This is a genomic window from Acidovorax sp. 210-6 (assembly GCF_010020825.1).
GTDB classification, from domain to species: Bacteria; Pseudomonadota; Gammaproteobacteria; order Burkholderiales; family Burkholderiaceae_C; genus Simplicispira; species Simplicispira sedimenti.
On record NZ_JAACJE010000001.1, the window covers coordinates 3,121,250 to 3,134,906 of the forward strand.

Here is a 13,657-nt window from a genome sequence, read left to right on the forward strand (position 1 = left end):
TTCCCCAAGGAGCAACCGCATGAAATTCCGTACGCTGGCCCTGAGCGCCGCCCTGGCCGCCATGGGCTCCAACGCCGCCTTTGCACAGACCGAAATCCAATGGTGGCATTCGATGACCGGCGGGCTGAATGATTGGGTGGTGGACATCGCCAACAACTTCAACGCCAGCCAGAAGGACTACAAGATCGTGCCCACCTACAAGGGCACCTACGACGAGTCCATGACGGCCTCCATCGCTGCCTTCCGCGCGGGCAACGCGCCGCACATCCTGCAGGTGTACGAAGTGGGCACCGCCACCATGATGGCGGCCAAGGGCGCCGTGGTGCCCGTGGGCAAGGTCATGGCGGATGCTGGCCACAAGTTCGACCCCAAGGCCTACATCCCGGCCGTGGTGGGTTACTACACCGCCCCCAGCGGCGAAATGCTGAGCTACCCCTTCAACAGCTCGACCACGGTGCTCAACTACAACAAGGACCTGTTCAAGAAGGCCGGTCTGGACCCCAACAAGCCGCCCGCCACCTGGCCCGAACTGGTGTCGGCCGCCGCCAAGCTCAAGGCCTCGGGCGTGACCTGCCCGTTCACCACCAGCTGGCAAGGCTGGACGCAGCTGGAGAGCTTCTCCACCTGGCACAACACCCTGTTTGCGACGCAGAACAACGGCTTTGGCGGCACCAGCGCGCGCCTGGCCTTCAACAGCCCGCTGCACGTGCGCCACATCGAGAACCTGTCCAACATGGCCAAGCAGGGCCTGTTCCACTACCGCGGCCGTGGCAACAAGGGCGATGCGCCGTTCTATTCGGGTGAATGCGCCATGCAGACGGGCAGCTCGTCCACCTACGCCAGCATCAAGAAGAACGCCAAGTTCGAATTCGGCATTGCCCCCCTGCCTTACTACCCCGACGTGCAGGGCGCACCGCAGAACACCATCATCGGCGGCGCATCGCTGTGGGTCATGGCCGGGAAGAAGCCCGCGGAATACAAGGGCGTGGCTGCGTTCTTCCATTACCTGACCAACCCCGAAGTACAGGCTGCCAGCCACCAGCGCACGGGCTACCTGCCCATCACCCTGGCCTCGTTCGAGATGACCGAGAAGGCAGGCTTTTACAAGCAGAACCCCGGCACCGACACGGCCGTGAACCAGATGATCCGCAAGACCACCGACAAGTCGCGTGGTGTGCGCCTGGGCAACTTCAACCAGATCCGCGCCATCATGGACGAGGAGCTGGAGCTGGTCTGGGCCGGCAAGAAGACGGCCAAGGAAGCATTGGACGCTGCCGTCAAGCGCGGCAACGAGCAACTGGAGCGCTTCCAGAAGGCCAACAAGTAAGCCTTGGGTCCATTCGCAACACGGCCGGGTCCCATGCCCGGCCGTTTTTGATGCAGGAGTCCTCTTTTGACCATAGAAAAACGGGTGCGCTTCAAGAGCTGGTGGCTCCCCGCCGTGCTGCTGGCGCCGCAGGTGGTGGTGATCGCCGTGTTCTTCTTCTGGCCCGCCGGCCAGGCGCTGGTGCAGTCGCTCCAGCAGCAGGACGCCTTTGGCACCTCGGTCGAATGGGTCGGGCTGGAGAATTTCCAACGCCTGTGGGGTGACGAAAGCTACATCGCGTCCTTCAAGACCACGGCTGTGTTCTCGGTGCTGGTGGCGGTGCTGGGCCTGGTGCTGTCGCTGGCGCTGGCGGTGTTTGCCGACCGCGTGGTGCGCGGCGCGTCGTTCTACAAGACGCTGCTGATCTGGCCCTACGCCGTGGCACCCGCCGTGGCCGGGGTGCTGTGGTTGTTCATGTTTGCGCCGTCCATCGGCATCGTGAGCTATGCGCTGCGCCAGATCGGGGTGGAATGGAACCACCTGCTCAACAGCAACCAGGCCATGGCGTTGATCGTGTTTGCCGCCGTGTGGAAGCACATTTCCTACAACTTCCTGTTCTTCCTGGCGGGGCTGCAATCCATTCCCAAGTCGCTCATCGAAGCCGCCGCCATCGACGGCGCAGGGCCGTGGCGGCGCTTCTGGAGCATCGTCTTCCCGCTGCTCTCGCCCACCACCTTCTTCCTGCTGGTCATCAACATCGTCTATGCCTTCTTCGACACCTTCGCCATCGTGGACGCCACGACCGAGGGCGGCCCCGGCAAGGACACGGCCATCCTGGTCTACAAGGTGTATTACGACGGCTTCAAGGCGCTGGACCTGGGCGGCTCGGCCGCGCAGTCGGTGGTGCTGATGGCCATTGTGGTGGTGCTCACCATCATCCAGTTCCGCTACGTGGAACGCAAAGTGAACTACTGACCATGGTTGAACGCCGCCCCCTCGCCACCGCCATCTCGCACCTGGTGCTCATCCTGGGTGTGATCGTGGTCGCCTTCCCGCTCTACATCACCTTTGTGGCCAGCACGCACACGGCGCAGGAGATCGTGCAGACCCCCATGCCCTTGTTGCCCGGCCCGCACCTGATCGAAAACTACACCCACGCCATCAACGGCACCAGCGGCAGCGCGGCCTCTACCGCGCCCGTGGGCCGCATGATGGCGGTGAGCCTGGTCACCGCACTGGTCATCGCCATCGGCAAGATCGCCATCTCGCTGCTGTCGGCCTTTGCCATCGTCTATTTCCGCTTTCCGGGGCGCATGTTCTTCTTCTGGGCCATCTTCGTCACGCTCATGCTGCCGGTGGAGGTGCGCATCGGCCCGACCTACCAGGTGGTCTCCGACCTCGGCATGCTCAACAGCTATGCCGGTCTCACGGTGCCGCTCATTGCCTCGGCCACGGCCACCTTCCTGTTCCGCCAGTTCTTCCTGACCGTGCCCGACGAGCTGGTGGAGGCCGCGCGCGTGGACGGCGCCGGGCCCATGCGCTTTTTCTGGGACGTGCTGCTGCCGCTGTCACGCACCAGCATCGCGGCGCTGTTCGTCATTCAGTTCATCTACGGCTGGAACCAGTACCTCTGGCCGCTGCTGGTGACCACCGACGAATCCATGTACCCCGTGGTCATGGGCATCAAGCGCATGATCTCGGGCGGCGACGCCGCCAACGACTGGAACATCGTCATGGCCACGGCCATCCTGGCCATGATCCCGCCCGCGCTGGTGGTGCTGCTCATGCAGAAATGGTTCGTCAAGGGTCTGGTGGACTCGGAAAAATAAGCAAAATTTGGCTCCAGCGCTTATCTACAAAGCGCAAACAGCTACACTTTTTATAGCAAAAACATGGCATCCATCTCGCTGCGCAACATCGTCAAGCGCTACGGCCACGGGCCCAAGGCCAACCAGGTGATCCACGGCGTGAATGCCGAAATCCACGATGGCGAGTTCGTCGTCATCGTGGGCCCCTCGGGCTGCGGCAAATCCACGCTGCTGCGCATGGTGGCCGGGCTGGAGGAGATCAGCGGCGGCGAGATCGCCATCGGCAGCCGCGTGGTCAACCAGCTCGAACCCGCCGAGCGCGACATCGCCATGGTGTTCCAGAACTACGCGCTGTACCCGCACATGAGCGTGTTCGACAACATGGCCTACGGCCTGAAGATCGCCAAGGTGCCCAAGGACGAAATCAAGACGCGGGTGGACAAGGCCGCCAAAATCCTGGAGCTGGGCCACCTGCTGGAGCGCAAGCCGCGCGAGCTCTCGGGCGGCCAGCGCCAGCGCGTGGCCATGGGCCGCGCCATCGTGCGCCAGCCGCAGGTATTCCTGTTCGACGAGCCGCTGTCCAACCTGGACGCCAAGCTGCGCGCGCAAACACGGCTGGAAATTCAAAAACTGCACCGCGAACTGGGTATCACCAGCCTGTTCGTCACGCACGACCAGGTCGAGGCCATGACGCTGGCGCAGCGCATGATCGTGATGAACGGCGGCAACATGGAACAGTTCGGCACGCCCGAGGAGGTGTACCACCGCCCGGCCAGCACCTTTGTGGCCAGCTTCATCGGCGCGCCGCCCATGAACCTGCTGCAGCAGGCCCCCGGCGGCAAACCAGGCCAGACCCTGGGCATCCGCCCCGAACACCTGGACGTGGTGGCCAGCGAGGGCTGGGAACTGCACGTGGACACCGTGGAACTGCTGGGCGCGGAGCGCCTGATCTATGCCCGCCTGGGCGACGAGCCACTGATCGTGCGCGTGGAAGAAGGCGCCAGCGCCCCGCTGCCCGGCAGCACCCTGCGCGTGCGCCCACGCGAAGACCGCCTGCACTGGTTTGACGCCAGCACGGGCAAGCGGCTATGAGCGCGCCCATGACCACGCCCTGGCCCTACCCCCGCTGGATTGCCCACCGCGGCGCAGGCAAGCTCGCCCCCGAGAACACCCTGGCCGCCTTCCGCCTGGGAGCGCAGCACGGCTACCGCATGTTCGAGTGCGATGCCAAACTCAGCGCCGACGGCGTGCCTTTTTTGTTGCACGACGCGACCCTGGAGCGCACCACCAATGGCCAGGGCACAGCCGGCGACCTGCCCCTGGGCGCACTGGCCCAGCTGGATGCGGGCCGCTGGCATTCCCGTGCCTATGCGGGCGAGGCCGTGCCGACGCTGGAGGCACTGGCCCGCTTTTGCATCGCCAACGGCTGCTTCTTGAACATCGAGATCAAGCCCACACCGGGCCATGAAGAACGCACCGGCCGCGTGGTGGGCGAGACCGCCGCGCGCCTGTGGCAAGGCCAGGCAGTGCCGCCGCTGTTCTCGTCCTTCAAGCCCGAGGCGCTGGCAGGCGCGCAAGCCACGGCAGCGCACATTCCGCGCGCCTTGCTCATCGATGCGCTGTGGGACGGCTGCCTGGACGAAGCCAGCCGCCTGGGCTGCGTGGCCATTGTGTGCAACCACGCACTGTGGGACGCGGCGCTGGTCGCCCAGGTCAACGCACTGGGCATGCGCACCCTGAGCTACACCGTCAACGACGAATGGGCTGCCCAGCGCCTGATCGCCCTGGGCACCGACGGCATCATCACCGACCGCGTCGATCTGTTCGCGCCCGCCTGATTGCTGGGAGTCCGCACCGGCAAGCCCCTGCCACCGCATTGAGTAATATCAACGCAAATCACTCTCATTTGTCATAATATCCCGGCCCTTGATTGATCCAGACCCAGAAAGGATGACCGTGGACCGTCGCCACTTCTTGCTGCAGCTTAGTGCAGCCCTTGGAACCACCTGCCTGCCTGCGCTGGCCCATGCCCAGGCCAGCGGCACCCGCCTGCGCGTGGCCGGCGGCTGGCGCATGAACGAGCGCGACTATCAGATCGGAGCACTCAGCGTCGATTGGGAACAGGGCCAGGTCAAGACCGAATTCGCCCACACCCTGCCCACCCTGCCCCACGCCATCGTGCCCGAAGAAGGCGGCGGCTTCCTGGCCGTGGCCACGCGCCCCGGCACCTGGATTGTGCGGGTGGACGCGCAGGGCAAGCTGGTGCAGCGCCTGACCATGGCCGAGGAAGGCGACACCCGTACGCTGGACGGGCACGTCATCGCCAGCCACGACGGACGCTGGCTCTACACCGGCGAGACCGACCGCAAAACCGGCGCGGGCTGGGTCAGCGTGCGCGATGCCAAAGACCTGCGCAAAGTGGCCGAGCACCGCACCCATGGCATCGACCCGCACCAGATTCTGGTGGACGCCCAAGGCCGCCTGGTGGTGGCCAACGGTGGCATTCCGCGCACCCCCGAGGGCCTCAAGCGCAATCTGGAGCTGATGGACCCCAAGCTGGTGCTGTTGAACCCTAACAACGGCGAAAAGCTGGGCGAATGGAGCCTGCGCGACAAGCGCCTGGCACCGCACCACATCGCCTGGAACCGCCCTTTGGCCGACAGCCCGCAACTCCTGGGCATCGGCCTGCAGGCCGAGCACGACGACCCGTCCAAGCGGCGCGACGCCCCCCTGCTGGCGGTGTGGGACGGCAAGGAACTGAAGATCCCCACCCACATGGTGGCCGACGGCTACGCGGGCGACGTGGCCGCAGGCCCCAACGGCGGCTTCGTGCTGACGGCGCAGTTTGCCAACCGCGTCGTGCTGTGGCAGCCCCAGGAACCCGCCAAGCTGCTGACCATCGGCAAGGTGCAGAACCCCTGCGGACTGTGGCCCCTGGACGACGCGCCGGGCGTGACCATTGGCGGCGGCCTGGGCCTGGCCCGCTGGCATGCCACCGAGCCCGGCCATATGCTGCGCTGGCCTGCGGGCATGGCGGCAGGAAACCATTGGGCGGTGTTGGGGTGACTCCCACCTGAGCGCGCTGCGCGGCTTCCCCCCTCTCTCGCTACGCTGCGCTTCGCGGGAGGGGGACGCACCCAGTGGCCGGGCCAAGCCCGTTCCACGGGCGCCCTGGCATGGCGATGGATGCGCCGCTGGGCAGTGAAATCGCGCCTCAACCCCTCCAGCCACGCCGCAGCAGCCACTGGCAGGTGGCGCTGGCCAACACCAGTGCGGCGTAGGTACTCATCTTTCCGTCACGCCCCTGCAGCCACAAACCGGCAACCAACACCGCGCAACCCACTATGAAAACGATAGCTGCTTGCGCCCACCAGGAAAGCGCTGGGGCCGATTTCGGCATCAATAGCCGCGCCATGGGAACGAGCAGCAACGCCAGCACCGCAGCGGGCGCGACGAAGTTGAGCAGGTGGTTGAACGTGTCCAGTGGACCCATGGCGGAAATGACGTAAATCAAGACTCGTGCAGTCCGAGAGGAACCGCGGCGGCAAGAATTTTATAATCGCGGCCTATGTCAGTCTGGGCCCTGGGCATCAACCACACGACCGCGCCGCTTGATCTGCGCGGCCGCTTTGCGTTTGCGCTGGACCAGATCGCCCCCACGCTGCACGGCCTGCGCCAGTCGCTGAGCCAGAATGCTGCCGCCTGCGGTGCGGTGGAGACGGCCATCATCTCCACCTGCAACCGCACCGAAATCTACTGCGCAGGCGAGCGCCCCGCGCTCGACCACACCCTGGGCTGGCTGGCTCACAGTGGCGGCGTGAGCCCCGAGGTGCTGCGCGAACATTCCTACAGCCTGGAAAACGGCCCCGTGGCGCGCCACGCCTTCCGCGTGGCCAGCGGGCTCGATTCCATGGTGCTGGGTGAGGCCCAGATCCTGGGCCAGATGAAGGACGCCGTGCGCGCCGCCGAAAGCGCGGGCGCGCTGGGCTCCACGCTCAACCAGTTGTTCCAGCGCAGCTTTGCCGTGGCCAAAGAGGTGCGCACCAGCACCGAGATCGGCGCACACAGCATCAGCATGGCCGCCGCCGCCGTGCGCCTGGCCAGCCAGCTGTTCGAAGACCTGGGCCGCACGCGCGTGCTGTTCGTCGGCGCGGGCGAGATGATCGAGCTGTGCGCCACGCACTTTGCCGCGCGCAACCCCAAGCAGATCGCCATCGCCAACCGCACGCTCGAGCGCGGCGAGAAGCTCGCCACCCGCTTTGGCGGCGAGGTGATGCGCCTGTCCGACCTGCCCGAGCGCCTGCACGAATTCGACATCGTGGTGAGCTGCACCGCCAGCACCCTGCCCATCGTGGGCCTGGGCGCCGTCGAGCGCGCACTCAAGAAGCGCCGCCACCGCCCCATGTTCATGGTGGATCTGGCCGTGCCGCGCGACATCGAGCCCGAGGTCAAGCAGCTCGAAGACGTGTACCTCTACACCGTGGACGACCTGGCCAGCGTGGTGCAGACCGCCCAGGCCAACCGCCAGGCGGCCGTGGCGCAGGCCGAGGCCATCATCGACGCGGGCGTGCAGAGCTTCATGCACTGGATGGACCAGCGCCACCCAGAGCACGGCGTGGTGCCGCTGATCCGCCAGATCCAGGACCAGGCCGACGTGTGGCGCACCATCGAACTCGACCGCGCGCGCAAGCGCCTGGCCAAGGGCGAGGACATCGACACCGTGCTCGACGCGCTCTCGCGCGGCCTGGCGCAGAAGATGCTGCACGGCACCCTGGCCGAGCTGCGCGCGGGCGACGCCGAAACCCGTGAACAAACGGCGCGCACCGCCTCGCGCCTGTTCCTGCGCTCGCAGAGCAAGAACAGCCTGTAGCGGCGCTCTCACGGCTCTTCAGGCCCAACAGGCCTCCAGCGCTTTATCCATAAGCGCCATCAGCTACTAAATCAGTAGCAAACCCCTTTTCGGATCGCCATGAAACCCTTTCTCCGCACCCAACTGGAGCGCTTTGCCCGGCGCCTGCAGGAACTCGACTTCCTGCTCTCGCGCGAGGACATCATGGCCGACATGGTGCAGTACCGCGCCATCTCCAAGGAACACGCCGAGGTCACGCAGATCGCTGGTCGCTATGCGCGCTACCTGCAACGCGAGGCCGACCTGGCCGGTGCACGTGACATGCTCACCGACCCCGACATGGCCGAGATGGCGCAGGAGGAGATCGCCGGCTGCGAGGCCGAGCTGACGCAGCTCGAAGACGAACTCCAGCGACTGCTGCTGCCCAAGGACCCCGACGACGCGCGCAACGCTTTCCTCGAAATCCGCGCCGGCACGGGTGGCGACGAATCCGCCCTGTTCGCGGGCGACCTGGCGCGCATGTACACCCGCTACGCCGCCAACGTGGGCTGGAAGGTCGAGGTGGTGAGCGAGAGCCCGTCGGAGCTGGGTGGCTACAAGGAAATCGTGCTGCGCATGATCGGGGACGACGTGTACGGCGCGCTGCGCTTTGAATCGGGCGGCCACCGCGTGCAGCGCGTGCCCGCCACCGAAACGCAGGGTCGCATCCACACCAGCGCCTGCACCGTGGCCGTGATGCCGGAGCCCGATGAGCAGGAAGCCATCAAGCTCAACCCGGCCGACCTGCGCATCGACACCTTCCGCGCCAGCGGCGCGGGCGGCCAGCACATCAACAAGACCGATTCCGCCGTGCGCGTGGTGCACCTGCCCACCGGCATCGTGGCCGAGTGCCAGGACGGGCGCAGCCAGCACAGCAACAAGGCCAAGGCGCTGCAGGTGCTGCAGGCGCGCATCCAGGAAAAGGAGCGCAGCGAGCGTGCCGCCAAGGAGGCCGCCGAGCGCAAAGGCCTGATCGGCAGCGGCGACCGCAGCGACCGCATCCGCACCTACAACTTCCCGCAGGGGCGGCTGACGGACCACCGCATCAACCTCACGCTGTACAAACTGCTCACCATCATGGAAGGCGACCTGGACGAGGTGTTGCAAGCCTTGCGCCACGCCCGCGAGGCCGAGCAACTGGCCGAATTAGAACAAAGCACGGTTTGATGCCAAATCGGCACCCAACGCCCATGGATAAAGCGCAATCAGCTATTCATTCGATAGCAAATATCACCGTACAGTCGGCGCTGGCACAGGCCCTGCAGCAAGGGCTTGCGCGCATCGACGCCCAAATGCTGCTGCTGCACACGCTGGGCCGCCCCACGGACGAACGCGCCTGGCTCATCACGCACGACAGCGACCCGCTGCCCCCCGCAGCACAGCAGCGCTTCGAGGCCCTGTGCAGCCGCCGCCTGGATGGCGAACCCGTGGCCTACCTCACGGGCACCAAGGCCTTCTACGGACTGGAGCTGCGGGTGGATGCCCGCGTGCTCGACCCCCGCCCCGACACCGAAACCCTGGTGGACTGGGCACTGGAAGTCCTGGCCCCCGTCGCCGCCCCGCGCGTGCTGGACCTGGGCACGGGCAGCGGCGCCATCGCGCTGGCCCTGCAAAAAGAACGGCCCGATGCCCGTGTGCTGGCGGTGGACGCCAGCCAGGACGCGCTCACCGTGGCCCAGGCCAACGCCCAGCGCCTGGGCCTGCCGGTGCAGTTCCGCCGCGGGCATTGGATGGAGGGGCTGGAGGGCGTGTTCGACGCCATCGTGTCCAACCCGCCCTACATCCCCACGGCCGACCCGCACCTGGCGGCCCTGCAGCATGAACCACTGCAGGCGCTGGCCAGTGGTGCCGATGGTCTGGACGACATCCGCACCATCATTGCCCAGGCCCCCGCACACATGGTGCCGGGCGGCTGGCTGCTGCTGGAGCATGGCCACGACCAGGCCCCGACCGTGTGCGCGCTGCTGCAGGCTGCGGGCCTGCAGGCCGTGCAAACCCGCAAAGACCTCGCCGGCATCGCGCGATGCTCCGGCGGGCAAAGGCCGACAGTGAAATAATCACGCCAAATCCACCTTTTAACCACCCCTCGGGCGCACACGCCCCACCCTTTTGGAGCCCCCCATGAGCGACATCCGCCAACGCATCGACGAACTCGTCAAATCCAACGACATCCTGCTCTTCATGAAGGGCACCGCCAGCTTCCCCATGTGCGGCTTTTCCGGCCGCGCCGTCCAGGTGCTCAAGGCCTGTGGCGTGGATCCCAAGGCCATCGCCACCGTCAATGTGCTGGACGACGACGAAATCCGCCAAGGCATCAAGGACTACAGCCAGTGGCCCACCATCCCCCAGCTCTATATCAAGGGCGAGTTCATCGGCGGCTCGGACATCATGATGGAGATGTACGAATCGGGCGAGCTGAAGAAGCTCCTGGGTACCGAGGGCTGAAGGCCAGGCCCCAACCCCTTTCAGCGCGCCTGCGCACAACCGCCCTCTGGGGCGGTTTTTTATTGGGGTATGTGCTGCGATATGGCCTACGCACCGCCTGTCGCGACGCATCGCTACTCCAACACCGCGCGCAACTGCCGCGTGGTGGCGGCCAGGCGGCGGGTGCCGATCTGGGCCAGATTGTTCATCACGGTGAGGGCGGCTTGCGGGTGCTGCTGCGCCCAGGCGTCGAAATCGGCTCGGGCCAGGCGCACCAGGCGCGCCTTGCCGTGCTCGGTGCCCGCGCAGGCGGTGCGTGGCGCGCCGCTGAGAAAGGCCATCTCCCCGAACGCCATGCCCGGCCCCACCGTGGCCAGGCGCAGGCCACTGGCAGCCGGCCAGTGGGTCACCAGGGTGATGTGGCCGGACTGCACGATCAGCAGATCGCGGTCGGTATCGCCCGCCGCAAACACGATGCTGTGGCCGGGCACCAGCTGCGGGCGCAGCACCGCTTCCAGCGCCTGGCGCGCCTGTGCCTGCAGGCCCTCGCCGATCTCTCCGAGCGGGTCGCTGTCGGAATGGCGCACACGCAGGTGTTGTGGGCGCTGCGCCAGGATGGCCGCCTCGGCCCATTCCAGCGCGCGGTCCAGGTCGGCAAAGCTGCGCACCGCACTGCCTACCTGGGCCGCCGCGATCCCATCGAGTGAGGCCACCGCCACAGCAATGCCCTGCTGCTGCAGGTCGCGCACCAGGGCGCGCAGTTGCGCCAGCGCGGTGCTGTCCCAGGCGGGCACGCGGCTGGCGTCCAGCACCGCCCAGCGGTGCCGGGGCTGCAGCAGCAGGCGCACCTGTTCCGCGAGATGGGCCGCCACGCCGAAGGACATGACGCCTTGCAGTTCGAACACCGCCACCTGGTTCATGCGCGGCGCAATCCATCCGTCAGACGCTGCTCGACGCAAGCGACGCGAGCGCAATTCACCATCCATGCGCACGTGGCGCAGCACCGTGGTGGCGGAATCGTGCAACAGCACAAAGGTGGCCACGACCAGCCCGGCCACCAGCGCCACCACACCGCCAAACACGGCAAACACCAGGGCCACCAGCCAGCTCTGTACCCAGGTAAAGCGCGCCTGGCGCGCGTACTGGCTTGACCACATCAGGCCCGGAACCTGCAGCAACCCGGCCAGCACCAACCCCCCGGCCAGGCAGGCCATGGGCACCCAGTGCAACCACCAGGCGCCCGTCAGTGCCACCCCCAGCATGATGGCCGCGTGCCAGCGCATCGCCTGAAGCGATGGCCCCGCCTGGGCCAGCACAATGCGCGAGCGTGAAGCGCTGGTGGATGCGGGAATCATGCCCACCAGCGCGCACAGCGCGCCCAGCAAGCTCTCGCGGCGCAGGGCCGCGTTGGCATCCACACGCAGGCCGTGGTCCAGTTCCAGCTCCTGGTGGAACACCAGTACCTCCAGGCTGTTGACCAAGGCCATGAGCAAGGCCAGCAGCACCAGCGCCTGTCCGTGGCGCTCGGCCACCGCCATCCAGGGCACACCGCCCCAGTCGGGCCACAGCGGCCCGGCAAAGGCACTGGGCTGCACGGCGGCAACAAACACATCCCCCAGGCCTGCGCCCCAAATGCCTGCCACGGCCACCGCCACAGAGACCACAGCCACGGCCGTGAGCAATCCCGGCATGCGCGGCCAGCGCCCGCGCAGCCACCAGGCCAGGGCCGCCACGCCAAGCGCTGCCAGGGCATGCCAGGCGGTGCGCTCATCGCCCAATGCACCGCTGCCAAAGCCGTTGCGCACCTGCCCCAACACCATGGAAAGCCCGACCCCGGCCGCAAAGCCATGTGTGACCGAAATGGGCAAAAAACGCGCCACCGACGCCAGGCGCAATACCCCCAGCAGCCACTGGAACACAAAGGCGAGTGCCACTGTCGTACCCGTCACCGCCAGCACCTGGCGCGCATTCAGCCCCAACCCAGGCGCCGCACCATGCACCGTGGCCAGCACCGCCGCAAACAACAGTGCCACCACCGTAGTGGGCGCATACACCACCCCTGCACGGGGTGCCGCCAGCGTCAGCAACAAACCGGGCAGGGCTGCCGACCACAGTGCCAGCGCTGCCAGCGAATGGTCTGCCGCCAAAGGCGCAAACGCCAGCAGCCCCAGACCCACTGCATGGGGCACGGTGACAGCGGCAGCCGACCACGCGGCCGCCATGCCCGAGGCCGGCACGGGCACGGCACGGGCACCCCGGCGCACCGGGGTGGCGGACTCGGGGTGGACCTGGGTGTCCGGCATGGGGCTCCGTCTGCGCGGCGTGGCTTCAGAGCGCGCGCGCCGCGAAGGTGTCGCAGGCCTTGAGGCTGCCCTGCTGCATGCCGGCGTGGAACCAGCGCTGGCGCTGCGCACTGGTGCCGTGGGTGAACGACTCGGGCACCACGGCGCCGCCGCTGGAGCGCTGCAGCGCGTCGTCGCCAATCTTCGCGGCGGCGTTCATCGCCTCCTCGACATCGCCCTGCTCCAGGATCTGGCGCGCGTTCTGGGCATGGTGTGCCCACACGCCGGCAAAGCAGTCGGCCTGCAGCTCCAGCCGCACGGAGTAGCGGTTGTATTCGGCCTGGCTGACGCGGCCGCGCATCTGGTCCACCTTGGCGCTGATGCCCAGCAGGTTCTGCACATGGTGGCCCACTTCGTGGGCGATCACGTAGGCCTGGGCAAAGTCGCCCGGCGCGCCGAGGCGGCTCTTGAGGGTTTCGTAGAAGCCGAGGTCGATGTACACCTTCTGGTCGGCCGGGCAATAGAACGGCCCCATGGCCGCCTGACCTGTGCCGCAGGCCGTCGGCGTGGCGCCGCGGAACAGCACCAGCCGGGGCTCCTGGTAGCTGCCGCCGGCCTGGCGGAACACGCCCTGCCACACATCCTCGGTATCGGCCAGCACGGTGGAGACGAAGCGCGCAAGCCGGTCGTCGGCTGGCGGGCGCTGTGCAGGCGCCTGCTGCACCTGGGCGGGCGGCACGCCACCACCGCTGAGCAGCCCGAGGAGGGTCAGCGGATTGACGCCCAGCAGCCAGCCCCCCAACAGGGCAATGACGATGGTGCCAATGCCGATGCCGCGCCCACCCGGAATGGGAAAGCCACCACCGCTACCGCGGCGGTCTTCCACGTTGTCCGATTCGCGGTTGCCTTCCCATTTCATGGCCTGCTCCTGTGATGCCTGTGCATATTA

Annotated in this window: 13 protein-coding genes; 10 read left to right on the plus strand and 3 right to left on the minus strand. The window is 66.9% G+C overall.

From position 1 onward, the window contains the following. The first annotated feature begins 19 nt into the window (after positions 1-19). The 6 genes from ugpB to GWK50_RS14510 all read left to right on the plus strand — a co-directional run bounded on the left by ugpB (position 20) and on the right by GWK50_RS14510 (position 6,180). Positions 20-1,327 carry a sn-glycerol-3-phosphate ABC transporter substrate-binding protein UgpB gene (gene ugpB / locus GWK50_RS14485; protein WP_162017078.1) on the plus strand — a complete coding sequence of 436 codons (1,308 nt, stop codon included), beginning with the start codon at positions 20-22 and terminating at the stop codon, positions 1,325-1,327. A gap of 72 nt (positions 1,328-1,399) precedes the next feature. After that, positions 1,400-2,281: a sn-glycerol-3-phosphate ABC transporter permease UgpA gene (ugpA, locus tag GWK50_RS14490; protein WP_162018132.1), complete on the plus strand. Its 882-nt coding sequence runs from the start codon at positions 1,400-1,402 to the stop codon at positions 2,279-2,281. 2 nt (positions 2,282-2,283) lie between these two features. Continuing rightward, positions 2,284-3,135, plus strand: coding sequence for a sn-glycerol-3-phosphate ABC transporter permease UgpE (gene ugpE, locus GWK50_RS14495; RefSeq protein WP_162017079.1), 852 nt, complete (start codon positions 2,284-2,286; stop codon positions 3,133-3,135). Between the two features lie 63 nt (positions 3,136-3,198). Then, on the plus strand, positions 3,199-4,206 hold the full coding sequence (locus GWK50_RS14500; RefSeq protein ID WP_162017080.1) for a sn-glycerol-3-phosphate import ATP-binding protein UgpC: 1,008 nt from the start codon (positions 3,199-3,201) through the stop codon (positions 4,204-4,206). Positions 4,207-4,214: 8 nt separating this feature from the next. Beyond that, positions 4,215-4,952, plus strand: coding sequence for a glycerophosphodiester phosphodiesterase (ugpQ, locus tag GWK50_RS14505; RefSeq protein WP_242455391.1), 738 nt, complete (start codon positions 4,215-4,217; stop codon positions 4,950-4,952). A gap of 118 nt (positions 4,953-5,070) precedes the next feature. Then, positions 5,071-6,180: a DUF1513 domain-containing protein gene (locus GWK50_RS14510; protein WP_162017082.1), complete on the plus strand. Its 1,110-nt coding sequence runs from the start codon at positions 5,071-5,073 to the stop codon at positions 6,178-6,180. 148 nt (positions 6,181-6,328) lie between these two features. Here GWK50_RS14510 and GWK50_RS14515 read toward each other — a convergent pair whose 3' ends face one another. Next, positions 6,329-6,607, minus strand: coding sequence for a hypothetical protein (locus tag GWK50_RS14515; RefSeq protein WP_162017083.1), 279 nt, complete (start codon positions 6,605-6,607; stop codon positions 6,329-6,331). Between the two features lie 75 nt (positions 6,608-6,682). Between GWK50_RS14515 and hemA the strand changes: the two genes are divergently transcribed. The 4 genes from hemA (at position 6,683) to grxD (ending at position 10,447) form a co-directional block, all read left to right on the plus strand. After that, positions 6,683-7,984 (plus strand): glutamyl-tRNA reductase, encoded by a 1,302-nt coding sequence (gene hemA, locus GWK50_RS14520; RefSeq protein WP_162017084.1) that lies wholly within the window; start codon positions 6,683-6,685, stop codon positions 7,982-7,984. A 99-nt stretch (positions 7,985-8,083) separates the two neighbouring features. Then, positions 8,084-9,169: a peptide chain release factor 1 gene (gene prfA, locus GWK50_RS14525; RefSeq protein WP_162017085.1), complete on the plus strand. Its 1,086-nt coding sequence runs from the start codon at positions 8,084-8,086 to the stop codon at positions 9,167-9,169. A gap of 23 nt (positions 9,170-9,192) precedes the next feature. Beyond that, positions 9,193-10,059: a peptide chain release factor N(5)-glutamine methyltransferase gene (gene prmC, locus GWK50_RS14530; RefSeq protein ID WP_197905022.1), complete on the plus strand. Its 867-nt coding sequence runs from the start codon at positions 9,193-9,195 to the stop codon at positions 10,057-10,059. A gap of 64 nt (positions 10,060-10,123) precedes the next feature. Continuing rightward, complete coding sequence (grxD, locus tag GWK50_RS14535) at positions 10,124-10,447, plus strand: Grx4 family monothiol glutaredoxin (RefSeq protein WP_162017086.1); 324 nt, start codon at positions 10,124-10,126, stop codon at positions 10,445-10,447. Positions 10,448-10,560: 113 nt separating this feature from the next. Here the strand turns inward: grxD and GWK50_RS14540 are convergent, their stop codons facing one another. Together GWK50_RS14540 and GWK50_RS14545 are read right to left on the minus strand one after the other, a co-directional pair. Beyond that, the gene (locus GWK50_RS14540; protein WP_162017087.1) at positions 10,561-12,729 is read right to left on the minus strand and encodes a SulP family inorganic anion transporter; all 2,169 of its coding nucleotides are present in this window, start codon (positions 12,727-12,729) and stop codon (positions 10,561-10,563) included. Positions 12,730-12,754: 25 nt separating this feature from the next. Further along, complete coding sequence (locus GWK50_RS14545; RefSeq protein WP_162017088.1) at positions 12,755-13,627, minus strand: neutral zinc metallopeptidase; 873 nt, start codon at positions 13,625-13,627, stop codon at positions 12,755-12,757. Between the last annotated feature and the right edge of the window lie 30 nt (positions 13,628-13,657).